Source organism: Thermomonas carbonis (genome assembly GCF_014396975.1).
Classification (GTDB): Bacteria; Pseudomonadota; Gammaproteobacteria; order Xanthomonadales; family Xanthomonadaceae; genus Thermomonas; species Thermomonas carbonis.
The window spans coordinates 2,705,299-2,730,646 of sequence record NZ_CP060719.1 but is presented as its reverse complement, the minus strand read 5'-3'; the positions used below and the strand labels follow the sequence as shown (position 1 = coordinate 2,730,646).

The window sequence follows — 25,348 nt, the reverse complement described above, 5'->3', positions numbered from 1 at the left end:
GGGCGACCCGCATGCTGAAGATCGATATCCACGCCCACTACCTGCCGCGCGACTGGCCGGATCTGGCGGCCAAGTACGGCGACGTCCGCTTTCCGGTGATCCACCACGGCGATGATGGCCGCCACCGCATCTACAAGGACGGCAAGTTCTTCCGCGAGATCTGGCCGAAGACCTGGGATCCGCAGATCCGCATCGACGACTACGCGGGCTTCGGCGTGCAGGTGCAGGTGCTGAGCACGGTGCCGGTGATGTTCAGCGAATGGGCCAAGCCACACCAGGCGCTGGAACTGCACAAGGCACTCAACGACCACATGGCGCAGACCTGTCGCGATTACCCGCGGCATTACGCGGGTATCGGCACGGTGCCGTTGCAGAGTCCGCAGCTCGCGATCCGTGAACTGGAACGCTGCATGGACGAACTCGGCCTGCAGGGCGTGCAGGTCGGCTCGCACCTCAACGGGCCCAACGATGCGCACTGGAATCTCGACGCGCCCGAACTGTTCGAGTTCTTCCAGTGCGCCAGCGACCTCGGCGCAGCGATCCTGGTGCACCCGTGGGACATGATGGGAACCGACACCATGCCAAAGTATTGGCTGCCGTGGCTGGTCGGGATGCCGGCGGAGCAGTCGCGCGCGGCCTGCTGCCTGGTGTTTGGTGGCGTACTGGAACGGCTGCCGAAACTGCGCGTGTGCATGGCCCACGGAGGCGGCAGTTTTCCGTACACCATCGGCCGCATCGAGCATGGCTTCAACATGCGCCCGGATCTGGTCGCCACCGACAATTTCCGCAATCCGCGCGAGTATCTGAAGCGACTGTATTTCGATTCCTGGGTGGCCGATGATGCCGCACTGCGTTACCTGTTGGAGACCTGCGGGATCGAGCGGGTGATGCTGGGCACCGACTATCCCTTCCCCTTGGGAGAACAGGTGCCGGGTGAAGGCATCGAACGCCTCGCGCTGGACGAAGCGCAACGTGCCCGCATCTACCACGGCACAGCGCTGGAATGGCTAGGCCTGCCGGCCTCGAGGTTTGCATGACCGAGATTTACACCGACGCGTACGCGCAATCCCGCGACGCCGCCGATCCGCTGCGCCATTTCCGCGACGAATTCCACCTGCCGTTGCACGACGGCAAGCCGCAGGCGTACTTCGTCGGCAACTCGCTGGGCCTGCAGCCGAAGGGCGCGCGCGCGTATATCGAGGAAGTGCTCGACAAATGGGCAACCCAAGCCGTGGAAGGCCACTTCACCGGCCAGGCGCAGTGGATGCCCTATCACGAACTGGTGCGCGATCCACTGGCGCGCGTGGTCGGCGCGCAGCCGCAGGAAGTGGTGGCGATGAACTCGCTGACCGCCAACTTGCACCTGATGCTGGTGAGCTTTTACCGCCCGACCCACGAACGCCCGGTGCTGCTGATGGAAGCGGGCGCATTCCCGTCCGACCGCTACGCGCTGGAATCACAACTGCGCGTCCACGGCTTCGATCCGGCCGACGCGCTGGTCGAGGTCGAGCCGGACGAGCCCGACGGCACGTTCTCGATGGCGACGATCGAACGCGCCATCGGCGAACACGGCCCGCGGCTGGCGGCAATCGTCTGGCCGGGAGTGCAGTACCGCACCGGCCAGGCCTTCGACCTCAAGGAAATCACCCGGCTTGGGCATGCGGCGGGCGCGACCGTCGGTTTCGACCTCGCCCATGCTGTCGGAAACCTGCCCTTGCAACTCCATGACAGCGGCGCCGACTTCGCAGTGTGGTGCCATTACAAATACATGAACTCGGGACCGGGCGCGGTCGCCGGCTGCTTCGTGCACGAGCGTCATGCGCGCACCGAACGCCCGCGTTTCGCCGGCTGGTGGGGCAACGACCAAAGCGTACGTTTCAAGATGGGCCCGCACTTCGATCCCACCCCCGGCGCGGATGGCTGGCAATTGTCGAATCCGCCGATCCTCGGCCTTGCGCCGCTGCGCGCCTCGCTGGACCAGTTTGACCGCGCGACCTTGCCTGCGCTGCGCGCCAAGTCGGAAGCGCTGACCGGTTACCTTGAGCAACTGATCGATGCCGAGTTGCGCGATGTGCTGCAGGTCGTCACCCCGAGGGAAGCCTCACGGCGCGGCTGCCAGCTGTCGATCCGGGTGATCGGCGGTCGCGAGCGTGGTCGCGACCTGTTCGAGTTCCTCGCCACGCGCGGCGTACTCGGCGATTGGCGCGAACCGGACGTGATCCGCATCTCGCCGGTGCCGCTGTACAACACCTATGCCGATGTCCTGCGCTTCGCCAATACGGTGCGGGAGTGGCGCGATGAACGCTGACGCGCGCGGGATCACCATCGTCGGTGGCGGCCTGGCTGGCGCCCTGCTCGCGATCCTGCTGGCCCAGCGTGGCTGGTCGGTGGATGTGTACGAACGCCGCGGCGACCCGCGCGTGCATGGTTACGCCGGCGGGCGCTCGATCAACCTCGCGTTGGCAGAACGCGGCCTGCATGCGCTGCGCCAGGCAGGCGCGGATGGCGCGGTGATGGCGCAGGCGGTGATGATGCGTGGCCGCTACGTGCACCCGCTGCAGGGCGAGCCCGGCCTGCAACGCTACGGCCGCGACGATTCCGAGGTGATCTGGTCGATCAACCGCGGCGAGCTCAACATCGTCCTGCTCGATATTGCCGAATCGCATGGCGCGCGCCTGCACTTCGAGCACGGGCTGGCATCGGTGGACTTCGTCGACAAGGTTGCCGTGTTCAAGGGCGACGGCCATGAGACCCGCAAGCCCTTCCAGGCGCTGGTCGGTGCAGACGGCGCAGGCTCCAGTTTGCGCGGCGAGATCGCCAGGGTGCTGCCGCTGGGCGAGCGCACCGAATGGCTGGATCATGGCTACAAGGAATTGGAGATTCCGCCCGCGAACGATGGTGGTTTCCGCATCGAAGCGAACGCGCTGCACATCTGGCCGCGCGGGCATTACATGTGCATTGCCCTGCCCAATGACGAATGCACCTTCACCGTCACCCTGTTCATGCCGCATGCCGGCGAACACCCGAGCTTCGAAACCGTGCGCACGGCCGACGAAGCGCAAGCATTCTTCATGCACGACTTCCCCGACACGCTGCCGCTGATTCCCGACCTGCGCGACGATTACGAAGCGAATCCGGTCGGCACCCTGGGCACGCTGTATCTTGACCGCTGGCACCTGGACGGGCGCGCGGTGCTGATCGGCGATGCCGCCCACGCGATGGTGCCGTTCCACGGCCAGGGCATGAACTGCGCGTTCGAAGATTGCGTCGCATTGGCCGATCATCTCGACGCCAATGCGTCGCTGTCCGATGCCTTCGCCGCCTTCGAGGCGCAGCGCAAGCCCGACGCCGAAGCGATCCAGCAGATGGCGCTGGAGAACTACATCGAGATGCGCGACAAGGTGGACGATGCCGCGTTTCTGCTGCAACGCCAGCTCGAACTCGCATTGCAGGAGCGTCACCCCGGCCGCTTCGTCCCGCATTACGCGATGGTCAGCTTCATGCGCATTCCGTATTCCGTCGCCCTGCATCGCAGCGAAGTGCAACGCGTGATTCTGGAAGACGCGACACGCGACGTTGCTTCGCTCGACACCGTGGACTGGGATGTGCTCGACGCAGCAATACTCGCTCGACTCGATCCGCTTTGATCAAGCTGACCAGCGACTGCGAGACCGGCTGGCGTTTGCGTAGCCGCATTCCGAGCGGCGCAGCGAACGGCTGCCGGTAGGCGCAGGCGCAGCCGGCAAACCGCTCTTACAATCCGGCAATGACCGCCAGCTTCCTTTTCTACGACCTCGAAACCTTCGGTGCCGATCCGCGCCGGACCCGCATCGCCCAGTTCGCCGCGATCCGCACCGACGCCGACCTCAACCAGATCGACGAGCCGATCAGCTTCTTCGTGCAGCCGGCCAACGACCTGCTGCCCTCGCCGGTCGCGACCCTGATCACCGGCATCACCCCGCAGGCCGCGCTGCGCGATGGCGTCAACGAAGGGGAAGCCTTCGCCCGCATCGTCGAGGAGATGACGCGACCCGAAACCTGCAGCGCTGGCTACAACTCCCTGCGTTTCGACGACGAATTCGTCCGCCACGGGCTGTATCGCAATTTCTTCGATCCCTACGAACGCGAATGGCGCGGCGGAAATTCGCGCTGGGACCTGCTGGATGCGCTGCGGCTGATGCATGCATTGCGGCCAGACGGCATCGCCTGGCGGCAGCGCGAGGACGGCGGCGGTACCAGCTTCAAACTGGAACACCTGGCCGAGGACAACGGCCTGCGCATCGGCGACGCCCACGAGGCCTTGAGCGACGTGCGCGCGACGATCGGCTTGGCCCGGCTGTTCAAGCAGGCGCAGCCGCGGCTGTGGGATTACACCCTGCGCCTGCGCGACAAGCGCTTCGCCGCCACCCTGCTCGACGTGGTCGCGATGACCCCGGTGCTGCACGTCTCGCAGCGCTTCCCGGCCTCGCGCCTGTGCGCTGCGCCAGTGATTCCGTTGGCCCGGCATCCGCAGATCGACTCACAGGTGATCGTGTTCGACCTGGCCGAGGATCCCGACGCCCTGCTCGACCTCGATGCCGAGGCCATCGCCGAACGCCTGTACATCCGTCAGGCCGATCTGCCCGGAGGCGAGCGGCGCGTGCCGCTGAAGACCGTGCATCTCAACAAATGCCCGGCGCTGGTCGCCTGGGACCATCTGCGCCATGCCGACTTCGACAGGCTCGGCATCGACCGCGATCTTGTGCAGGCGCGTGCCGCGCGCATCCGTGACGTCGGACCGATGCTTGCCGAGAAAGTGCGTCGCGTGTTCGCCCGCGATCGTCCCGCCGACACCATCGACGCGGATGCCGCGCTGTACGGCGGATTCATCGGCGACGGCGACAAACGCCTGCTCGCGCAGGTGCGCGGCACGCCGCCGCATTTGCTGGCCAAGGCGCAGTACGCCTTCCGCGACGCGCGCTTGCCGGAGTTGCTGTTCCGCTATCGCGCACGCAACTGGCCGGAGACCTTGTTGCCTGCCGAACGCGCGCGTTGGGACGACTACCGGCGCCAGCGTTTGCAGTGCGACAGCGGACTGTCCGAGCTCGACTTCGACCAGTTCCATCTCGACATCGCGCACTTGCGCGATGTCCATGCCGACGACGGCAGCAAGCTTGCCTTGCTCGACCAGTTGCAGGCCTGGGGCGACGGCATCGCCCACGCATTGGACTGACCGCAGCGCGCCCGCCGCGAAAACGTGACCGCTGTCGCAGTGCGTCATGACAATCCCATACCGATCCGTATGCTCGACCGCGATGCAGGCGTGGGGGCGCTTGCATCGCACCCGCCGCGGGTGACGCGGCTACTGACTGGGGAGAGTCCATGCGCAAGTACGCATTCGGCGCGGTGTTGTTCTGCGCCGCCGTTTTCACCGCACCATCCGCCATCGCCAATACCGGCGTTGCCTTCGTCCACGGCACCGGCAGCCAGACCAATGCCTACAACGACTACTGGCAACCGAAGATGGTGAACAACGTCCGCAACGGCCTGGTCAATCCGGCCAACTACGTGGTCATCAACTGCGATTTCAACCAGTACATGTGGGACAGCCGCGCCGCCGGCTGCCTGGCCGGCCAGTTGACCAGCTTCATCAATGCCAAGGGCATCACCAAGCTGATCGTGATCACCCATTCCAACGGCGGCAACGTGGTCCGCTGGATCATGTCCAACCCCACCTACGACAGCCGCTATCCGAACATCATCAACAAGATCGTTCGCGTGAACGCGCTTGCCCCGTCGTCCGCGGGCACCCCGCTGGCCGATGCGGTGACCAACGGCAACGTGTTCGAAACCTCGCTGGGCTGGCTGCTGGGCTACAAGTCCGATGCCGTGCGCATGCAGCAGGTCAGCTGGATGGCGAGCTACAACGCCAACAACCTGTACGGCACCAGCGGCCGTCCGGCGCTGCCGAAACTGTTCCGCAGCGTGGTCGGCACCGATGTCGATTCGGCGATCTGGGATTCCGACAGCTACTGCGCCGGCTACGCCGAGAACGTGGGCCTAGAAACCACCCAGTGGTGGCTCAACAGTTGCTCCGACGGCTTCCTCAACTGCAGCAGCCAGTCGGCGGCGGGCAGCGTCTGGTTCCAGGACAAGACCCGCATGGCCGGCAGCGAGCCGCTGAGCCACAACCAGAGCCGGCGCGCCTGCTTCGGCCTGGACACCATCCTCCGCAACGACATGAAGTGAGGGCCATGACCATGCGCACATCGATCCTCCGTGTCGCGGCGTTGGCCGCATTCACCACCATGTTCACCGCCGGCATCGCGAATGCCGCGCAACCGCTGCTGCCTGCCGGTGTGTCCGACCAAGTGCCGACGCGCCTCTCGGTGTTGCCGGCGCCCACCGGTGCCATCGAACGCAAGCCGGTTGCGTTCTCCTGGGCGCTCGATCCCGACGCCGAACTCTCCGCCAGCGCGCCGTTCCTGGCCGAAAGCCGCGAGTACTGGATGACTGTCGAAGGCAGCGAGCTCGCCCGCGGCGTGCCCTTGCAGATGACCGCGCCCGGCGCTCTGGTGCGTATCAGTCCAGCCAAGGGCAGCCTTGGCCTGCGCGCCGGCGACTTCAGCGTGAACGTGGCAGGCCGCAAGATCGGCATCGCCCAGGCGGCCGACGCCGATGCGCTGCGCAAGGCCGGCATGGACGCGAGCGCGGGCACCCAGATCATTCGGCTGGGCGCTGGCAGCGGCGCGGGACGGCATGTGCTGCGCGCGGCGAATGCACGTGGCCGCTACGTGGTGCATGTGTTCGAACCCGCCAGCGACCGCGTGCTGTTCGCCCGTGCCGACCGCAACCAGGCGCTTGCGGGCAGCCGCATGCGCGTGGCGATCGGTGCGACCAACGCGGGCCGCCAGACCGACGTGGACTCGCAGGCATTGCTGGTCGCACCGGATGGCAGCAGCCAGCCGGTGGCGGTGCGCAATGCCGCGGGCGGTGGCCAGGAAGCGGTGTTCACCGTGCCCGCCAGCGCCAGCCATGCCAAGGGCTTGTGGGAACTGCAGGTGTTCAGCGATGTCGGCGACGTGCCACGCGATGCACGCACGGCATTCGCGGTGGCACAACCGACCGCGCGCTTCAGCGGGATCTTCGACGTGGATGCGGCCAACCTGCGGGTGTCATTGCCGGTGGAAGCCGCCTCGCCGGGCCGGTACGAGGCGCGCGGCACGCTCTACGCCACAGCGAAGGACGGCAGCCTGCGGCCGGTGTCGCAGGCGCACGCCGCCGCGTGGATGAGCGCCGGCGACGGCATGCTGGTCCTGCAGTTCGCGCGTGCGCACCTGCCGGCCGGCTATGGCGCGCCGTATGAAGTGCGGCAACTGGAGCTCAACGATCAGGGCAGGATGGCCCCGATCGAGTCGCGCACGCGCGGCGCACGCTTCTGACCGGTGGACTGGGCACGATGGCCGGGCTTGCCCGGCCGTCGTCGTTTGCGCAGGATGCAGGCAACCCGCAACGGACTCACCGATGAACAAGAAGACCAAGTGGTTGCTCGCCATCGCGGCGCTGCTCCTGCTCGCCCTGCTGGCGTTCGTTGCGGCCGGCCCGTGGCTGGCGATCAACGGCATCCGCAACGTGGTGGCCAGTGGCAACTACGGCGAGCTGTGGCGTTTCGTCGACTTTGATCGCCTGCGCGAGAACGTGCGCCCGCAGATCCAGGAGCGCATCGCCCGCGGAATTCTTGAGCGGGCTGGCACAGGCCACACGGGCACCGCTCTGACCGGCGTCACCGAACTGATTTCCAAGCCGGCGATCGACGCGATGGTGTCGCCGGTCGGAGTTGCCACTCTGCTGCGCGGCAACGCGCTGGCCAGGCAGGTGACAGGCGACAAGGATCCCGACGGCAAGGCGCGTGCGGCCGATCCGCTGAAGGATGCGAAGACCGGCTACGTCTCCGCATCGCTGTTCACCGCGACCGTGCACAACGACGACGGCAAGCCGGTGGTATTCGAGTTCAGTCGCACCGGCCTGAGCTGGAAGCTGACCGGGATCGACCTGCCCGAGGATTGACCGGCGCTACGGGGCGGGCTCGTTGGCCACGCCATGCGGTACGTGGCCGGCGGCGACATGCAGCCGCGCCGAATCGATGTTGTGCGGCGAGTCGTCGAAGAAGATGTCGGCACCGAATGCGCGCAGGAACGGCCCCTTGCCGCGACCGCCGAGAAACAGCGCCTCATCCAGCCGCACCTCCCAGTCGCGCAGGGTGCGGATGACGCGTTCGTGCGCCGGCGCAGAACGCGCGGTGACCAACGCGGTGCGGATCGGCGCATCGTCACCGACCGGGAACGCGGCTTGCAGGTCGTGCAACGCGGACAGAAAACCGCGGAATGGCCCGCCGGTCAGCGGCTCGCGCGCACGTTCGCGCTCGTGCCGGCCGAAGGCCTCGACGCCGTGTTCGCGGGAGACGCGTTCGCTCTCGTCGCCGAAGATCACCGCATCGCCATCGAAGGCGATCCGCAACTGGTCGTGCGGCGATTCGGGCGCCAGCGCCGGCAGAATCGTGGCCGCCGCCACCCCTGCTTCCAGCGCGCTGCGCACGGATTCCGGATTCGCCGAGAGGAACAGCTGCGCGCCGAACGGCACGATGTACGGCCACACCGGCGCGCCCGAAGTGAACGTGGCGCGGCGGATGTCCAGGCCGTAATGCTGGATCGAGTTGAAAACGCGCAGGCCGGTATCGGACGAATTGCGCGACAGCAGGATCACTTCGACCCTCGGCGCGTCAACGGGAGCACCGTGGTTCAAGGCCAGCAGCTTGCGTACCAGCGGGAATGCGATGCCCGGCTCCAGCACGTCGTCCTCGCGCTCCCGCTGGAACTCGGCGTAGGCCTTGACCCCCTCGGCCTCGAACAGACCGTGGCTGTCCTCCATGTGGAACAACGCCCGCGCAGTGATGGCGACGGTCAGGATGGCGACGGGTTCAGGCATGTGGGGATTGTCGGCGATCCGCGTCGCAGGTGCGGTGATCAAACGGAGGCTCAGTCAGCTCACACGGCGCTCAACGCTGAAACACAACCCGTTCAGGCTTGTGCAGTGCGAAACCCTGCGCATAGTCGACCCCCACCTGACGAAGCAAGTCCAGCATCTCTGTCGAGGACACCCACTCCGCGACCACTTTCAGGCCTTGCTGGTGCCCGATCTCGGTCACGGCGCGAACAATCGACTGCGACATGCGGTCGGTGGCCAGTTCCTGCACGAAACTCCCGTCGATCTTCACCACGTCCAGCTCGAGATTCTTCAAGTAACCGAACGAGGACATTCCCGCGCCGAAATCATCCAGCGCGACCCGACACCCCAATGCCCGGAGTTTGGAGATGAGTGCACTGGAAGCGGTGAAATCGCGCATCGCCACGGTTTCGGTGATCTCGAAAAGCAGCCTGCCCGGATCAACGCCCTCCGATTTGACAAGATCGGCAACCAGTTGAAACAGGCTGTCATCCTCCAGGCTGGAGCTTGAGAGGTTGATCGCGCAGGTGCCGAGTCCATCGCCACTCGGATGCAGCCGATCGATGTTGCTGATGGCGGTTTCGACGACCCAGCGATCGATGGCGGGCATCAACCCGTAGCGCTCCGCCGCCGGCAGGAAGGCGCCAGGCATCACCTCGCGGCCGTCCTCGGCACGCAGGCGAACCAGCACTTCAACATGCATCTGTTCCTGGACCCCGGGCTGGATCGGATGCAATTCCTGGTAATCCAGGAGCAGCCTCTGCTCGCGCAGCGCATCGCGCAGGCGACTCGCCCATTCCATTTCGGTGAGGCGGGACGTGATTGCGGTGTCGTCGTCGGAGTGGAAATGGATGCGATTGCGACCGGCTTCCTTGGCCAGATAGCACGCAGCATCGGCGTGCGCGAACAGTTCCTTCAGGGTGCCGGCTTTGCTCAGCATGACCGCACCGATGCTTGCGCTGATCGTGTAGGTCCGCTGCTCCCAATTGAAAATGTAGCTTTCCAGGCTGCGCCGCAACCGCTCTGCGGCCTGGATTGCTCCTTCTGCGCTGCGCACGCCCGCCAGCAGCACCCCGAACTCGTCCCCGCCCAGGCGGCCCAAGGTGTCGGTGGGACGCAATTTTTCCCGCATCATTGAGGCCAGTTGCACAAGCAACTCGTCGCCTGCGCGATGTCCGGACGTGTCATTGATCACCTTGAACTGATCCAGATCGATGAACAGCAGCGCGCAATCCTGGGCGCCTGGCGAGGCAAGTGCCTTGCTGACGCGCGCCTCGAATTCCCGTCTGTTGAGCTGCTTGGTCAGGGAGTCATGGCTGGCCTGGTAACTGAGACGCTCGGTCATCTGCCGCTGTTGCGAGATATCGCTGGCGACGATCAGCCACGTCGGAACATTGTCTATTTCGATGCTCGACACGCAGACATTCGCCCAGAAAGGTTCCGAGAGCGCAGGGATCATCTGCAGGTCGGCACTCAGGGACGCGCCTTCGGACGCCGAGGACAGCGCCGCGAACGCCTCCTCATCGAATAGATCGCCCAGCATGCGCGCGCCCGCCACCTCGCCGAGGCGATCCCGTGCGGCCGCATTGAGATACAGCAGCTTGCCATCGTGGCGCCGGGCGACCACCACCAGTGAGGGCAACAGTTCCGTCAGCCTTCTGAAGCGCTCCTCGCTCGCCCTGAAGCGCTGGCTCATCGAGCCCGCAAGGGAAATCGCACGCTCTCGCGTACTGAACAGGGACCAGCTGAGTGCCGCCAGCAATGCACTGACCAAGGTGCCCAGCCAGAGGATGCTGCCTGACCAAGGGCTGACCTCTGCGCTACGCAATCCGTGAACCGTGACCCGCCATGTGCGTCCTCCGAAGCGGATCTGCTGTCGATGGTGGTGGGCGGCGGCATCGGCCGTCCCGAGCCCATGCTGGTGCAACCGCCGGGGCGACCCGTCGGTCATGTCGTCCACCACGACCTGGGCGATCATGCCGTTCGATGGCACGACGCTGGTGATGAGGTTCGGGAGACGGAAAGACGCGCCCAGCGAACCGACGAATGCGCGCTGGCGCTCCTCCACGGTGGTGGGGACTGAGCCTTTGCCAAAGACGGGCAGGCGCAGGATGAACCCATCGACCGCCGACGTCTTGCCCATCGTTTGCCGCAAGGGGAAAGGTGCCGACATGCTGACTTCATCGGTGTCGCGCGATTCGAGCAGAGAGAGCAGGTTGCTGGGCTGTTCGTTGACGTCCAGTCCGCGGATCGATTCATTGCCGCGGATCGGCAGGAAAATGCTGGTGATGAAACGCTCGCGACCGTCCCCGACCACGCGCTTCGCGAATGCGAGGGCTTGCAGGTTGACTCGGGCCCGGTCGTCCCGAAGGTTGTCGAATATCAAGCGGAATTCATCTGGCGTCACCTCCTGGGAGGCCAGGAATACCGACTGGAAGGTGCGAATCAGTCGTTCGCAGTCGGACAGCTGCAACTCGATGGCGTCCACGATGCCGCTGGCCGCTTCCACGAACTCGCGGCGCTGCTCGATCTGGGCGAAACGATGGTCTGCCAATGCCTGCCAGATGGTCAGCGCCATTCCCAGCACGAACGCGGTCAGCGCGGCCACCCAAGGTAACCACCGACGCTCGCTGGCGTTGCGCGTTTCCTGCTGATGCTGTGTCTGCTCGAATGACATGCGGACTCCCGCGGCTCAAACCGTGAACTGCTCGATCATGATGCGTTCCTCGAGGTTGTGCTCGGGATCGAACAGCAGGGTCACACTGCGCTCGCGCTGTTCGCGTACCAGCACCTCGATGACGTCGCGGACTTCGTGCGAGTCGGCGGTGGCGCTGACCGGCCGCTTGTGCGGATCGAGCACGCGGAAACGCACTTCGGTACCGGACTTCAGAACGGCACCACGCCAACGCCGCGGGCGGAACGGCGCGATCGGCGTCAGCGCCATCACGTTTGCGCCGAGCGGCAGGATCGGCCCGTTGGCGGAGAAGTTGTAGGCGGTGCTGCCGGCCGGTGTGGCCAGCATCACCCCGTCGCAAATGAGTTCGTCGAGGCGCACGTCGCCATTGAGTTCGATCGACACATGCGCGGCCTGCCGGGTCTGTCGCAGCAGCGAGACTTCGTTGTACGCCAGCGATCCCACCGTGGTGCCGGATTCGGTCTGCGCCAGCATTTCCAGCGGATGCAGGACCGCGGGTTCGGCCGCGGCGATGCGCTCGTGCAGGTCTTCAGGCCGATGCTGGTTCATCAGGAAGCCGACCGTGCCCAGCTTCATCCCGTACACCGGCTTGCCGAGCGCGCCATGCCGATGCAGCGTTTGCAGCATGAAGCCATCGCCGCCGAGGGCGACGATGACATCCGCATCCTGCGGGGCATGTTGCGGGTGCAACGCGGTGAGGGTTGCCAGCGCGGCCTGCGCCTCATCGGCGGGGCTGGCAAGCAGGGTAAGGCGTAGCGTGCTCATGGGCCGAGCTTAACCCGGATCATTCCCTCCCCCGCAGGCGGGAGAGGGAATGCCGACTCAACCGCGACTGGCCAATTGCGCCAGGCGCTGCACCGCGACCGATGCGGTCGGATAGTCCAGCGATTTCTGCGCGGCCAGTTCGTTGAGCATGGCCAGGGTGAAGCGCAGGGTCTGGTCGTCGCGCGACATCCATGCGGCGACCTTGGCCTCGGCGTCCTTGCCCGGCATCGCCAAGGCCTGGTCGGTGAGCGTGCGCATCTGCGTGGACAGTTCATCGCGCAACACCCCGCGCGCCACCGCGTGCCAGCGGCCGTCGACCTTCAATGCGTCGATCTGCTCCTGCAACCACGGCTCGCGCAATGCGTCGCCCAGGCGGAAATACACCTTCGCCACTTCGACCGCGCGCAGCTTGCGCTCGCGCGCCAGCTCGATGATGTTCGGGCTGGCCTCCAGGTAAGGCAGCGCAGCCAATTGATCCGCAAGAACGGTCGGCACGCCACCGTCGCGCCAGGCCTTGCGGCTGGCCTCGTAGGCGGGCCGCTGCGAGGCCGGCAGGATGCCCTCGCCCGCGCGGATGTCGCGGAAGCCGTCGTGGTAGCGCGCCACCGCGCTGGTGATGTCGGGGATCGCGCCCGGACGCGACAGCAGCCAGCGGGTGAAGCTGCGCTGGATTTCCCAGATCACCTGCAACGCATCGATCTGCACCGATTCCGCGACCTTGCCGTCGAGCGCGTCGATCTGCGCCCACAGCTCGCGTGCGTCCAGGGTTTCACGGGTGATGGTGAACGCTTTCGCCACTTCGCCCGGCGAGCGGCCACTGTCTTCCTGCATGCGCAGCAGGAAGGTCGCGCCCATCCGGTTGATCGTGGAATTGGTCACCGCGGTGGCGATGATTTCGCGCTTCAGGCGATGCTGCTGCATGGTCTTGGCGTACTTGGCCTGCAGCGGTTGCGGGAAGTAGCGCTCCAGTTCCTTGGACAGGTAGGCGTCTTCCGGCACGTCGGAATCCAGCAACTGCTGGAATGCGACCAGCTTGGAATACGACAGCAGCACCGACAGCTCCGGCCGGGTCAGGCCCTGGCCACGCGTCCGGCGCTCGGCAAGTTCGGTATCGCTGGGCAGGAATTCGATCTGACGATCCAGCAGGCCCTGCGATTCCAGCGTGCGGATGAAGTGCTGCTTGGAGCCCAGCCGCGACACGCTCATCCGCTCCATCAGGCTGATCGCCTGGTTCTGCCGGTAGTTGTCGTTGAGCACCAGCTGCGCGACTTCGTCGGTCATCGAGGCCAGCAAGGTGTTGCGGTCGGCCAGTTTGAGCTTCTTCTTCTGCACTTCCGCGTTGAGCAGGATCTTGATGTTCACCTCGTGATCGGAAGTGTCCACGCCGGCGGAGTTGTCGATGAAGTCGGTGTTGAGCAGCACGCCATGCAACGCGGCCTCGATGCGGCCAAGCTGGGTCAGGCCGAGGTTGCCGCCCTCGCCCACCATCTTGCAGCGCAGCTGTTCGCCGTCCACGCGCAAGCCGTTGTTGGCGCGATCGCCGACGTCCGCATTGTTCTCCCGGCTCGACTTCACGTAGGTGCCGATGCCGCCGTTCCACAGCAGGTCGACTGGCGCACGCAGGATCGCGTTCATCAGTTCGTTCGGGCTCATCGCGGTCGCGTCGGACTCGATGCCCAGCGCCGCCTTTGCTTCGACCGACAGCGGAATCGACTTGGCGGAACGCGGGAACACGCCACCGCCCTTGCCGATCAGCGCCTTGTCGTAGTCCTCCCAGCTCGAGCGCGGCAGCTTGAACAGGCGCGCGCGTTCCTTGAAGGTCGCGGCGGCATCCGGAGCCGGGTCGATGAAGATGTGGCGGTGGTCGAACGCGGCGACCAGTTGGATGTGCTTGCTCAGCAGCATGCCGTTTCCGAACACGTCGCCGGACATGTCGCCGATGCCGACACAGGTGAAATCCTGCTTCTGGCAGTCGCGTCCGAGCGCACGGAAATGGCGCTTGACCGATTCCCAGGCACCACGCGCGGTGATGCCCATGCCCTTGTGGTCGTAACCGACCGAGCCGCCGGACGCGAACGCATCGTCCAGCCAGAAGCCATGCGCCTGGGCGATACCGTTGGCGGTGTCGGAGAAGGTCGCGGTGCCCTTGTCGGCAGCGACCACCAGATACGGATCGTCGCCGTCGTGACGGACCACACCAGCCGGCGGCAGTACCTTGCCATCCGCCGCGAGGTTGTCGGTGACGTCCAGCAGGCCGTTGATGAAGCGCTTGTAGCAAGCCACGCCTTCCGCGAACCACGCATCGCGATTGACAGAGGGATCCGGCGACTGCTTGCAGTAGAAGCCGCCCTTGCTGCCGACCGGCACGATCACCGTGTTCTTCACCATCTGTGCCTTGACCAGGCCCAGCACCTCGGTACGGAAATCCTCGCGGCGGTCGGACCAGCGCAGGCCACCACGCGCGACCGGTCCGAAGCGCAAGTGGATGCCCTCCACGCGCGGGCCGCAGACCCAGATCTCGCGATACGGACGCGGCTTCGGCAGGTCCGGCACCTTGGACGAATCCAGCTTGTAGCTGACGTAGTCGGACGGGCCGCCATCCTTGCGGAGGCCGTCCTTGTAGTCGATGTAGTAACTGGTACGCAGGGTCGCCTCGATGACCCCGATGAAGCTGCGCAGGATGCGGTCCTCGTCGAGGCTGGACACGCGATCCATCAGCCCGAGCAGCGCGTTTCGCGTTGCATCGACCTGCGCATTGCGGCCCTTGGCACGGGCTTCGACCACCGACTTCAGCGCGTTCATCGCGGCTTCGTCATCGGCCGATAGCGACTTCAACTGCGCGCCGAAGCGGCTCATGCCACGCTTGATCTCGGCATCGCTTTCGCTGCCGGTGCGCGGATCGAAGCGTGCCTCGAACAGTTCCACCAGCAGGCGCGCCAGCAGCGGGTAACGCGCCAGCGTGGCTTCCATGTAGCTCTGCGAGAACGGCACGCCGACCTGCAGCAGGTACTTGCAGTAGCTGCGCAGCATCGCGACCTGGCGCCACGACAGCCCGGCGGTGAGGATCAGGCGGTTGAAGCCGTCGTTCTCGGCCTCGCCGCGCCACACGCGGGCGAAGGCGTCCTCGAAATCCTCGTCGATCGCATCGATGTCGAGTTCGCCCTGCAGCGATTCGACCTCGAAATCCTGGATGTAGGCCAGGCCATCGGCGGCATCGACCTTGTACGGATGCTCGGAGATCACCCGCAGGCCCATGTTCTCCATCATCGGCAGCGCATCCGACAGCGGAATGTCGTCCAGCTGGCGATACAGCTTGAAGCGCAGCCCGCCATCCTTGCGACGCGAGCGGTACAGCGACAGGCGCAGGTCGTCCGGGCCGGTCAGCGCGGCCAGGTGCTCGACGTCGGTCGCGGCGATCGCGGGGCTGACTTCCTCGATGTAGCCGGCCGGCAAGGCACGGCCATAGCAGTCGGCCAACTTCAGGCCGGCTTCCTCGCCGTGGCGGGTCACCAATTGCTCGCGCAGTTCATCGCGCCAGTCGCGCACGATCGAGGCAAGCTTCTTTTCCAGCGCCGGCAGGTCGACATCGACGTGGTCGCTGCCCTTCGGCCGCACGATGATGTGCAGCTGCGCCAGCGGCGACTCGCCGATCTTGACGTTGGTGTCGACCTGCTCGCCATCGAGCGCGCGCTTGAGCATCGCCTCGATCTTGTGGCGCACCTGGGTGCTCATGCGGTCGCGCGGGATGTAGGCGAGCGCGGAGAAATAGCGGCCATAGCGGTCGCGGCGCAGGAACAGCTTGCTGCGCACGCGCTCCTGCAGGCCGAGGATGCCCATGCCGGTGCGGAACAGTTCTTCCTCGCTGGACTGGAACAGTTCCTCGCGCGGCAGGGTTTCCAGGATGTGGCGCAGCGCCTTGCCGCTGTGGCTGTTCGGATCCAGCCCGGATTGCTGCATCACGTACTCGTGGCGCTGGCGCACCACCGGGATGTCCCACGGGCGACGGTTGTACGCGCTCGACGTGTACAGGCCGAGGAAGCGCTGCTCGCTGACCGGCTTGCCCTTGGCGTCGAAGCCGAGCACGCCGATGTAGTCCATGTAACCCGGGCGATGCACGGTGGCGCGCGCATTGGTCTTGGTCAGGATCAGCGCATCCACGGCACCGCTCTGCGGCATGCCGTGCGCGGCCAGCGACTTCAGCAGGCGCGGCTTGCCGCTGTCCTTGCCGCGCAGCAGGCCCATGCCGCTGTCTTCATCGGCGACCAGCACTTCGTCCTTGCCCTGCTTGACGACCTTGTATTCGCGGTAGCCGAGGAAGGTGAAATGGTCGTTGGCGGCCCAGCGCAGGAACTCCTGTGCCTCGCGCTTGCCTTCGTCCGGCAGCGGCATGCGGCGGGTGCCGAGTTCCTCGGCGACCGCGCGCATCTTGTCCTGCATCGGTTCCCAGTCGGCGACGATCGCGCGCACGTCTTCCAGCGCCTGCGCCAGGCGCGCCTTGATCGTGGCCATCGCCGCCTGCGACTGGCGGTCGATCTCCAGGTGCATCAGCGATTCGCGCTCGCCCTCGCCGATGGCCAGCAGCTTGCCGGACTTATCGCGCTTGATGCGCATCACCGGGTGGCCCAGCACGTGCACGCCGATGCCCATCTCGGCCAAGGCCATGGTCACCGAATCGACCAGGAACGGCATGTCGTCGTTGGCCACCTGCACCACCGTATGCGACGACTCCCAGCCCTCGGCCTTCAGGCTCGGGTTGAACAACTTGATGCTGGCCTTGCCGCGCTTGCGCGCGCGCACGAATTCCAGCATGTCGGCGGCCAGTTCGGCCCATCCATCGGCGCCGTGCTGGGCGAATTCCTCGGCATCCATCCGCTGGTAGAAGGCGGTGGCGAAGGCACGCGCCTCCGCCAGGGTCGCCTTGGGCATGCGCCCGACCAGCGCGGCCAGGATCGGGTCGAGGTGGTTGGCGTTGCTCGCGCGGGTGGTGCTGGACGGTGTCTTGCTCATGGTCGCAATCGCTCCAAAGGCAGAAGGCCGCGCAAGGCGCGGCCAGAAGATCGATGTCGGTGTGGAAGGCCGGGCGTCAGCGCAGGCCGGTTTCGTGACGGGCGATCACCAGGCGCTGGATCTCGCTGGTGCCCTCGTAGATTTCGGTGATCTTGGCATCGCGAAAATAGCGCTCGAGCGGCATTTCCTTCGAGTAACCCATGCCGCCATGTATCTGCAGCGCCTGATGGGTGATGAACATCGCGGCCTCCGAGGCGGTGAGCTTGGCCACCGCGGCTTCGGTGCTGAAACGGCCACCGGTCTTGTCGGCAAGGGCCTTGGCCCATGCGGCGCGCAAGGTCAGCAATTCGGCAGCATCCAGCCGGCATTTCATGTCGGCGATCTTGGCCTGGATCATCTGGAACGAGCCGATCGGCTGGCCAAAACTCTTGCGCTCTTTCACGTAGGCCACGGCGGCCTTGTAGGCGGCCTTGGACAGGCCGACCGCCTGCGAGGCGATGCCGATGCGGCCAGCATCCAGCACGCCCATCGCGATCTTGAAGCCCTCGCCATCCTGGCCGATGACCTCGTCGGCGCTGGCCACGTAGTCGGTGAACTCGATCTCGCAGGTGGCGGACGCGCGGATGCCGAGCTTGGGTTCGGTCTTGCCGCGGTGGAAACCGGGCTTGGCGGTATCGACCATGAACGCAGTGATGCCCTTGGCACCCTTGGTCGGATCGGTGATCGCGAACAGGATGATGTATTTGGCGACCGGGCCGGAGGTGATCCAGCTCTTCTTGCCGTTGATCACGTAGCTGCCGCCGTCCTGCTTGACCGCCTTGCAGCGCATCGCGGTGGCGTCGGAACCGGACTGCGGCTCGGTCAGCGCGAACGCGCCGATCTCGCGGCCTTCGGCGATGGCGCGCACGTACAACTGCTTCTGCGCCTCGGTGCCGAACTTCAGCACGCCGTTGCAGAACAGCGAATTGTTCACCGACACGATCGTCGAGTGCGCGCAGTCGGCCTCGGCGATCTCCATCATCGCCAGCACGTAGCTGATCGGATCCATTCCGGCGCCGCCGTATTCGGTCGGCACCTCGATGCCCATCAAGCCGTTTTCGCCCAGGGTGCGGATGTTCTCGAGCGGGAATTCGCCGGTGCGGTCGTGGTGTTCGGCGCTGGGCGCGATCTTCTCCCGCGCGATGCGCCGGGCCACGTCCTGCAACATCAGTTGTTCTTCGCTGAAACCAAACTCCACGGCGCGCTCCGCATTTGTTGCAATCGATACCAATTGTACCGCCGGGACATCGCAAAACCCCACCCTTCGAGTGGCCACCGCTGGACATCGCTTGACCCGCGCGCCGCGGCGCACGACACTTATCTCCGAATCGCGATGGAAAGATATAAATGGATCTGGAAGGCTGGTCGTCACGTCTGAAAGTGTTCGCGGATGCCACCCGCGTACGCCTGCTCGCCCTGCTCGAGGGCGAGGAACTCACCGTGGCCGAACTCTCGGCGATCACCCAGCTGGCGCAGCCGCGCGTGTCCACCCACTTGGCCAAGCTCAAGGAGGCCGGGATCGTCCGCGACCGCCGCGCCGGCGTGTCCGCCTACTACCGTTTCGACCATGCCGCGCTCGATCCCGCGCAACGCGCGTTGTGGCAGTCGATCAGCGCCGGCAGCGACGATCCCCTGCTGCGCCAGGACGCCGAACGCGTGCCGGCGGTGCTGGCGATGCGCGCGGCCGACCAGAACTGGGCCGACAGCGTGGCCGGCGACATGGAACGCCATTATTCGCCCGGCCGCACCTGGGAGGCGCTGGCGCGCACTGCGCTGCCGCTGCTCACGCCGGGCGACGTGCTCGACATCGCCTCCGGCGACGGCGTGCTGGCCGAGCTGCTGGCTCCGCACGCGCATCGCTACGTCTGCGTGGACACCAGCCAGCGCGTGGTCGCCGCCGCGACCGAGCGTCTGCGCCGCTACGCGAACGTGGAAGTGCGCGAGGGCGACATGCACGCGTTGCCATTCAAGGACGCCAGCTTCGATCTGGTGGTGCTGATGCATGCGCTGACCTACGCCGCCAAGCCAGCACAGGCCGTCGCCGAGAGCGCACGCGTGCTGCGCAAGGGGGGGCGCATGTTGCTGTCCAGCCTGGCCCGCCACGAACACCGCAACGTGGTCGAAGCCTATGGCCACCAGAACCTGGGCTTCAGCGAAAAGGAACTGCGCAAGTTCGCCGAGAAAGCCGGACTCCGCATCGCCAGTTGCGAAACCGTCACCCGCGAACGCCGGCCACCGCATTTCGAGGTGATTTCGCTGATCGGGGAAAAGCCGTGAGCGCGCTGCCCTGGCTGCACCCCGAGCGCGTCGCGAAACTCGAAGCCGCGCTGCGCGAGCGCATCCTGATCATCGATGGCGCGATGGGCACGATGATCCAGCGCCACGAGTTGCAGGAAGCCGACTACCGTGGCCAACGCTTCGCGGACGGCTACGACAGTCTGTTCTCCGCCGAGGGCCACGCCCACGGCGCCGGCTGCGGCTGCGAATCCCACGACCAGCGCGGCAACAACGACCTGCTGACCCTGACCCGGCCCGAGATCATCGGGGATATCCATCGCCAGTACCTGGACGCCGGTGCCGACCTGGTCGAGACCAACACCTTCAACTCGACCAGCATTTCGCTGGCCGACTACCGCCTGCAGCACCTGGTGCGCGAACTCAATCGCGATGGCGCACGCCTTGCACGCACGGAATGCGATGCCGTCGAGGCGACCAACCCGGCCAAGCCACGCTTCGTGATCGGCGTGCTCGGGCCGACCAGCCGCACCGCCTCGCTGTCGCCCGACGTCAACCGCCCCGGCTTCCGCGCGACCTCATTCGACGAACTCGCCGAGGCCTATCGCGAGGCCGCGCGTGGCCTCATCGAAGGCGGTGCCGACGTGCTGATGGTCGAAACCATCTTCGACACCCTCAATGCCAAGGCCGCCCTGTTCGCCATCGACGACGTGTTCGAGGCGCTCGGCGCGCGCCTGCCGGTGATGATCTCCGGAACGATCACCGATGCCTCCGGACGCACCCTGTCGGGCCAGACCGCCGAGGCCTTCTGGTATTCGTTGCGGCATGCGCGCCCACTGGCGATCGGCCTGAACTGCGCGCTCGGGGCGAAGGACCTGCGCCAGCACATCGACGTGCTCGCCCAGGTCGCCGACACCAATATCAGTTGCCACCCGAATGCCGGCTTGCCGAATGCCTTCGGCGGCTACGACGAAACGCCTGAGGACATGGCCGGCGTGCTGCGCGAATTCGCCGAGGCCGGCATGCTCAACCTGGTCGGTGGCTGCTGCGGCTCGTCGCCGGATCACATCGCCGCGATTGCAGCTGCCGTGGCCGGCCTGCCGCCGCGCGCGATCCCGCGACTGGCGGACGCCGCATGACGCTCGCACGGAATACCCGGCTGAGCGGCCTGGAGCCACTGCAGATCACCCCGGAATCGAACTTCATCAACGTCGGCGAGCGCACCAACGTCACCGGCAGCGCGCAGTTCAAGAAGCTGATCCTGGAAGGCCGGCTGGACGAGGCGGTGGTGGTCGCGCGGCAGCAGGTGGAGAACGGCGCGCAGGTGCTCGACGTCAACATGGACGAGGGCATGCTCGACTCCGAGAAGGCGATGGTCGAGTACCTCAACCTGATCGCTGCCGAGCCCGACATCGCGCGCATCCCGGTGATGGTCGATTCCTCGAAGTGGAGCGTGATCGAGGCCGGGCTGAAGTGCCTGCAGGGCAAGGGCATCGTCAACTCGATCTCGATGAAGGAAGGCGAGGCCGAATTCCTGCGCCAGGCGCGCCTCGTCCGCCGCTACGGTGCGGCGGTGGTGGTGATGGCGTTCGACGAAGTCGGCCAGGCCGACAGCATCGCGCGCAAGGTCGAGATCTGCTCGCGTGCCTACACGCTGCTGACCGAGAAGATCGGCTTTCCGCCCGAGGACATCATCTTCGACCCCAATGTGTTCGCGATCGCCACCGGCATCGAGGAACACGACAACTACGCGGTCGATTTCATCGAGGCCGCGCGCGAACTCAAGCGACGCTTCCCGCAGAGCCACATCTCCGGCGGCGTCTCCAACGTCAGCTTCAGCTTCCGCGGCAATGAACTGGTGCGGCAGGCGATCCACGTGGTGTTCCTGTACCACGCGATCCGCGCCGGCATGGACATGGGCATCGTCAACGCCGGTGCCCTGCCCCTGTACGACGACCTCGATGCGGACCTGCGCGAGCGCGTGGAAGACGTGGTGCTCAATCGCCGCAGCGACGGCACCGAGCGACTGCTGGAGATCGCCGACCGCTTCAAGGGCAAGAAAGGCGAAAAGAAGGTCGAGGACCTGCGCTGGCGCGACAACCCGGTGCGCGAGCGCCTGAGCCATTCGCTGGTGCACGGCATCGACGCCTGGATCGAGACCGACACCGAAGAGGCGCGCATGCTGTCGACGCGCCCGCTGGACGTGATCGAAGGCCCGCTGATGGACGGCATGAACGTGGTCGGCGACCTGTTCGGCGCCGGCAAGATGTTCCTGCCGCAGGTCGTTAAGTCCGCGCGAGTGATGAAGAAGGCGGTCGCCCACCTGCTGCCCTACATCGAAGCCGAGAAGCTGCGCACCGGTGACGTCGGCAAGAACAACGGCAAGATCGTGATGGCCACGGTCAAGGGCGACGTGCACGACATCGGCAAGAACATCGTCGGCGTGGTGCTGGCCTGCAACAACTTCGAAGTGATCGACATGGGCGTGATGGTGCCGGCGCAGGCGATCCTGGATCGCGCGCGCGCCGAGAACGCCGACATCATCGGCCTGTCCGGGCTGATCACGCCGTCGCTCGAGGAGATGAGCCACGTGGCTCGCGAGATGCAGCGCCAGGGCTTCACCGTGCCGCTGATGATCGGTGGCGCGACCACCTCGCGCGCGCATACCGCGTTGAAGATCGACCCGCACTACAAGTCGCCGACGGTGTGGGTGAAGGACGCCTCGCGCGCGGTCGGCGTGGCGCAGTCGCTGGTGTCTCCTGACCTGCGTGGCCCGTTCATGGCCGCCAACGACGCCGACTACGCCGACATCCGCCAGCGCCATCGCAATCGCGGCGATGCCAAGCGGCTGGTGCCGCTGGAGAAGGCGCGCGGGCAACGCTTCGACGGCGGTTGGGCAGACTATGACCCACCCGCGCCGAACATGCCCGGCCTGCACGTCTTCAGCGACTACCCGCTGGACGACCTCGTGGAGGTGATCGACTGGACGCCGTTCTTCCAGGCCTGGGAACTCGCCGGCAAATATCCGGCGATCCTCACCGATCCGGTGGTGGGTGCGCAGGCCAGCGAATTGTTCCGCGATGCGCGCACGATGCTGGACACGATCATCCGCGAACGATGGCTCACCGCGAAGGCGGTGTTCGGCCTGTGGCCGGCGAACAGCATCGGCGACGATGTGATCGTCGATAGCGGTGGTGCTTCCACCACCCTGCACTTCCTGCGCCAGCAGGTCGACAAGCCGGTCGAGCGCCCGGATTTCTGCCTGGCCGATTTCATCGCGCCCAAGGACAGCGGCAAGCGCGACTGGATCGGTGCGTTCGCGGTCACTGCCGGCATCGGCATCGATGCGCATGTCGCCCGTTTCGAGGCCGACCATGACGACTACAACGCGATCCTGCTGAAGGCGCTGGCCGATCGTTTGGCGGAAGCCCTGGCCGAACGCCTGCACCAGCGCGTGCGCACCGATGCCTGGGGCTACGCCGCGGACGAGGCGCTCGACAACGATGCGCTGATCAACGAAACGTATCGCGGCATCCGCCCCGCCCCCGGCTATCCGGCCTGCCCGGAGCACAGCGAGAAAGCCACGCTGTTCCAGCTGCTGGAGGCCGAAGAAAATGCCGGCATGCAGCTGACCGAAAGCTTCGCGATGCTGCCGACCGCGGCGGTGTCCGGCTATTACTTCAGTCATCCGCGCAGCCAGTATTTCGTGGTTGGCCGGGTCTCGAAGGAACAGGCCGAGGACTACGCGCGGCGCAAGGGCGTCAGCCTGCAGCAGGCCGAGCGCTGGCTGGCGGCGAACCTGGATTACGACCCGGAATGACGGCGTTCCCGGGCCCATCCGGCGTGCCGCCGGTGGTCGGCATCGTCGGCAGCCAGGGCGCGTTCGGGCGCTGGATGGCGCGGTTCTTCCGCGAGCAGATGGGGGTGCAGGTCATCGGCCACGATCCCGCCGGCGACAGCGCGCTGTCGATTCGCGAACTCGTCCTGCAGGCCGACGTGCTGGTCTTCAGCGCGCCGATCCGGCACACGGTGGCGATCATCGATGAGTACGTCGCGGCCGCCGCCGGCGACGAGGCCGGCAAGCTCTGGCTGGACCTCACCTCGATCAAGCAGCAACCGGTCGCGGCGATGCTGCACTCGCGCGCCGAGGTCGCCGGCCTGCACCCGATGACCGCGCCGCCCAAGATCGACACCTTGGCGGGACGCACGATGGCGGTGTGCCGGGCACGACTTGATCGCTGGGCGCCATGGCTTGCGCACTTGCTGGCGAAATTGCAGGCGGACTGCGTCGACATCGACCCACTCGCGCACGATCGGGCGATGGCACTGGTGCAAGGGCTGGTGCATGCATCGCACATGGCGCAGGCCGCGGTGCTGCGCGAGCTCGCGCCCGCTGCCGGCGGGCTGCCGGCGCTGCATGCCTTGCGCACCATCGGCCACGACCTCGACCTGACCGTGACTGGCCGCATTCTCTCGGGCAACCCGGCGATCTACGAAGACATCCAGTTCGGCAACCCGCATGTATTGCCGATGCTGGAACGCCTGGCCGATGCCGTCGCCCTGCTCCGCGCTCAGGTCGCGGAGGGTGGCGACGGAGCGCGCACGGTGGTGCGCGAACGGTTCCTGCAACAGCCTGCTGCGTGGTTCGGCAACGACGCGTTGGCTGCGCGCAGCCACGGCTTCGAGCGCATGGGCTACCTGCAGGCCGACCTGCAGGGTGCGCGCTACCTCAGTGTGTACCTGCCGCAGGATCGGCCGGGTTCGCTGCGCGCATTGCTGGCGGTGTTCGAACGCCTGGGCATCAACCTGGCGTCGATCCATTCCTCGCGCACGCCGGATGGCGAGCTGCATTTCCGCATCGGACTGGAGACCTTGCCGGTGGCGTTGGCGACGTTGCGCGAGGCAGTCGAATCGGACGGCCTCGGCCGCGTGGTCGATGCGCGCGACGACGCAGGCTGATTACCAGACCAGGTCGTCGGGCACCTGGTACTGCGGATCGGCATACGGATCCGCTTCGGCGGTGGCGTTCGGGTCGACCTTCAAGGCGACTGCCGGCGCGAAGATCGCCTCGGCTTGCGCCAGCAGTTCCGCGCTGACCAGCAGGTATCGCCCGTCCTGCTGCAGCACGCCCAGCTCGCCTGCATTGAGCGCTTTGAGCTGGTCGGCGGTGACGTGGATGCGCTTGATCTTGCCGCCGTATTCGAAGTGGCGGACGTGCTCGGCATCGGCGGCGTTCAGGCCCTTGCCGGCGATCAGTTCGGCCAGCGCCGCCTTCGCTTCGCGGCGCTTGCGCGCCTCTTCCTGCTTCAGGCGCTCGGCCTCGATGCGCTCGTCCTTCTCGCGTTGCGCGCGGATCGCGTAGGCCTTGGCGAGGTCGATGTCTTCGCGCGTGCGCGGCTTCTGCTGCGAACGCTTCTGTGCGTCGTTCGCACGCGGCACGGGTTTGTGCGGTGCCTGATTGCGCGGCCGGTTCTCCGCATGCGCGGGCTTGCCGCCGCGGCGCTGCTCGGCCAACGGCGGCTTGCCGGGCGCGGGTTTGTGCTCCGGCTTGCGCTCGGGCTTTGGCGCTGGCTTGTAACCCAGCCCCAGCAACTGGTCGCGTAGCGAAATGGTCATGGTGCGGTC

Annotated in this window: 17 protein-coding genes; 11 read left to right on the top strand and 6 right to left on the bottom strand. The window is 66.2% G+C overall.

Translation table 11 applies throughout. The features are described 5' to 3' along the window. Window positions 1-11: 11 nt before the first annotated feature. From H9L16_RS12740 to H9L16_RS12710, 7 genes are all read left to right on the top strand, one after another. Window positions 12-1,037 carry an amidohydrolase family protein gene (locus tag H9L16_RS12740; protein ID WP_187552047.1) on the top strand — a complete coding sequence of 342 codons (1,026 nt, stop codon included), beginning with the start codon at window positions 12-14 and terminating at the stop codon, window positions 1,035-1,037. Continuing rightward, window positions 1,034-2,308, top strand: a complete 1,275-nt coding sequence (gene kynU, locus H9L16_RS12735; RefSeq protein ID WP_187552046.1) for a kynureninase — start codon at window positions 1,034-1,036, stop codon at window positions 2,306-2,308. Before H9L16_RS12740 ends, kynU begins: the two co-directional genes overlap by 4 nt. Beyond that, the gene (locus tag H9L16_RS12730) at window positions 2,298-3,647 is read left to right on the top strand and encodes an FAD-dependent oxidoreductase (protein ID WP_187552045.1); all 1,350 of its coding nucleotides are present in this window, start codon (window positions 2,298-2,300) and stop codon (window positions 3,645-3,647) included. Before kynU ends, H9L16_RS12730 begins: the two co-directional genes overlap by 11 nt. A gap of 119 nt (window positions 3,648-3,766) precedes the next feature. Further along, the gene (sbcB, locus tag H9L16_RS12725; RefSeq protein ID WP_187552044.1) at window positions 3,767-5,212 is read left to right on the top strand and encodes an exodeoxyribonuclease I; all 1,446 of its coding nucleotides are present in this window, start codon (window positions 3,767-3,769) and stop codon (window positions 5,210-5,212) included. 149 nt (window positions 5,213-5,361) lie between these two features. Beyond that, entirely contained in the window at window positions 5,362-6,228 is an 867-nt protein-coding gene (locus tag H9L16_RS12720; RefSeq protein WP_187552043.1) for an alpha/beta hydrolase family protein, read from the top strand. A 5-nt stretch (window positions 6,229-6,233) separates the two neighbouring features. Beyond that, window positions 6,234-7,421 carry a DUF4785 domain-containing protein gene (locus H9L16_RS12715; protein WP_187552042.1) on the top strand — a complete coding sequence of 396 codons (1,188 nt, stop codon included), beginning with the start codon at window positions 6,234-6,236 and terminating at the stop codon, window positions 7,419-7,421. A gap of 82 nt (window positions 7,422-7,503) precedes the next feature. Then, window positions 7,504-8,046, top strand: coding sequence for a DUF2939 domain-containing protein (locus H9L16_RS12710; protein ID WP_187552041.1), 543 nt, complete (start codon window positions 7,504-7,506; stop codon window positions 8,044-8,046). 6 nt (window positions 8,047-8,052) lie between these two features. On the opposite strand, the gene H9L16_RS12705 is transcribed toward H9L16_RS12710, so the two are convergent. From H9L16_RS12705 to H9L16_RS12685, 5 genes are all read right to left on the bottom strand, one after another. Continuing rightward, a complete protein-coding gene (locus tag H9L16_RS12705; protein ID WP_187552040.1) occupies window positions 8,053-8,964 on the bottom strand; it encodes a 5'-nucleotidase in 912 nt (303 codons plus the stop codon). 70 nt (window positions 8,965-9,034) lie between these two features. Further along, a complete protein-coding gene (locus H9L16_RS12700) occupies window positions 9,035-11,659 on the bottom strand; it encodes a bifunctional diguanylate cyclase/phosphodiesterase (RefSeq protein WP_187552039.1) in 2,625 nt (874 codons plus the stop codon). 15 nt (window positions 11,660-11,674) lie between these two features. Further along, a complete protein-coding gene (locus H9L16_RS12695) occupies window positions 11,675-12,442 on the bottom strand; it encodes an NAD kinase (protein WP_187552038.1) in 768 nt (255 codons plus the stop codon). A gap of 57 nt (window positions 12,443-12,499) precedes the next feature. Further along, window positions 12,500-17,449, bottom strand: a complete 4,950-nt coding sequence (locus H9L16_RS12690) for an NAD-glutamate dehydrogenase (RefSeq protein ID WP_187552037.1) — start codon at window positions 17,447-17,449, stop codon at window positions 12,500-12,502. A 76-nt stretch (window positions 17,450-17,525) separates the two neighbouring features. Next, complete coding sequence (locus tag H9L16_RS12685) at window positions 17,526-18,686, bottom strand: acyl-CoA dehydrogenase family protein (RefSeq protein ID WP_187552036.1); 1,161 nt, start codon at window positions 18,684-18,686, stop codon at window positions 17,526-17,528. A 149-nt stretch (window positions 18,687-18,835) separates the two neighbouring features. On the opposite strand from H9L16_RS12685, the gene H9L16_RS12680 reads away from it, so the two are divergent. Genes H9L16_RS12680 through H9L16_RS12665 form a run of 4 tightly spaced genes read left to right on the top strand, consistent with a single transcriptional unit; the run spans window position 18,836 to window position 24,682 of the window. After that, window positions 18,836-19,765 (top strand): ArsR/SmtB family transcription factor, encoded by a 930-nt coding sequence (locus H9L16_RS12680; RefSeq protein WP_187552035.1) that lies wholly within the window; start codon window positions 18,836-18,838, stop codon window positions 19,763-19,765. Next, on the top strand, window positions 19,762-20,862 hold the full coding sequence (locus H9L16_RS12675; protein ID WP_229796457.1) for a homocysteine S-methyltransferase family protein: 1,101 nt from the start codon (window positions 19,762-19,764) through the stop codon (window positions 20,860-20,862). Before H9L16_RS12680 ends, H9L16_RS12675 begins: the two co-directional genes overlap by 4 nt. Beyond that, the gene (gene metH / locus H9L16_RS12670) at window positions 20,859-23,543 is read left to right on the top strand and encodes a methionine synthase (RefSeq protein ID WP_187552034.1); all 2,685 of its coding nucleotides are present in this window, start codon (window positions 20,859-20,861) and stop codon (window positions 23,541-23,543) included. The genes H9L16_RS12675 and metH overlap by 4 nt, the downstream gene beginning before the upstream one ends. Continuing rightward, window positions 23,540-24,682, top strand: a complete 1,143-nt coding sequence (locus H9L16_RS12665; protein ID WP_187552033.1) for a prephenate dehydrogenase — start codon at window positions 23,540-23,542, stop codon at window positions 24,680-24,682. The genes metH and H9L16_RS12665 overlap by 4 nt, the downstream gene beginning before the upstream one ends. Here the strand turns inward: H9L16_RS12665 and H9L16_RS12660 are convergent, their stop codons facing one another. After that, entirely contained in the window at window positions 24,683-25,339 is a 657-nt protein-coding gene (locus tag H9L16_RS12660) for a DUF2058 domain-containing protein (protein WP_187552032.1), read from the bottom strand. It abuts the gene before it with no gap. Window positions 25,340-25,348: the final 9 nt, after the last annotated feature.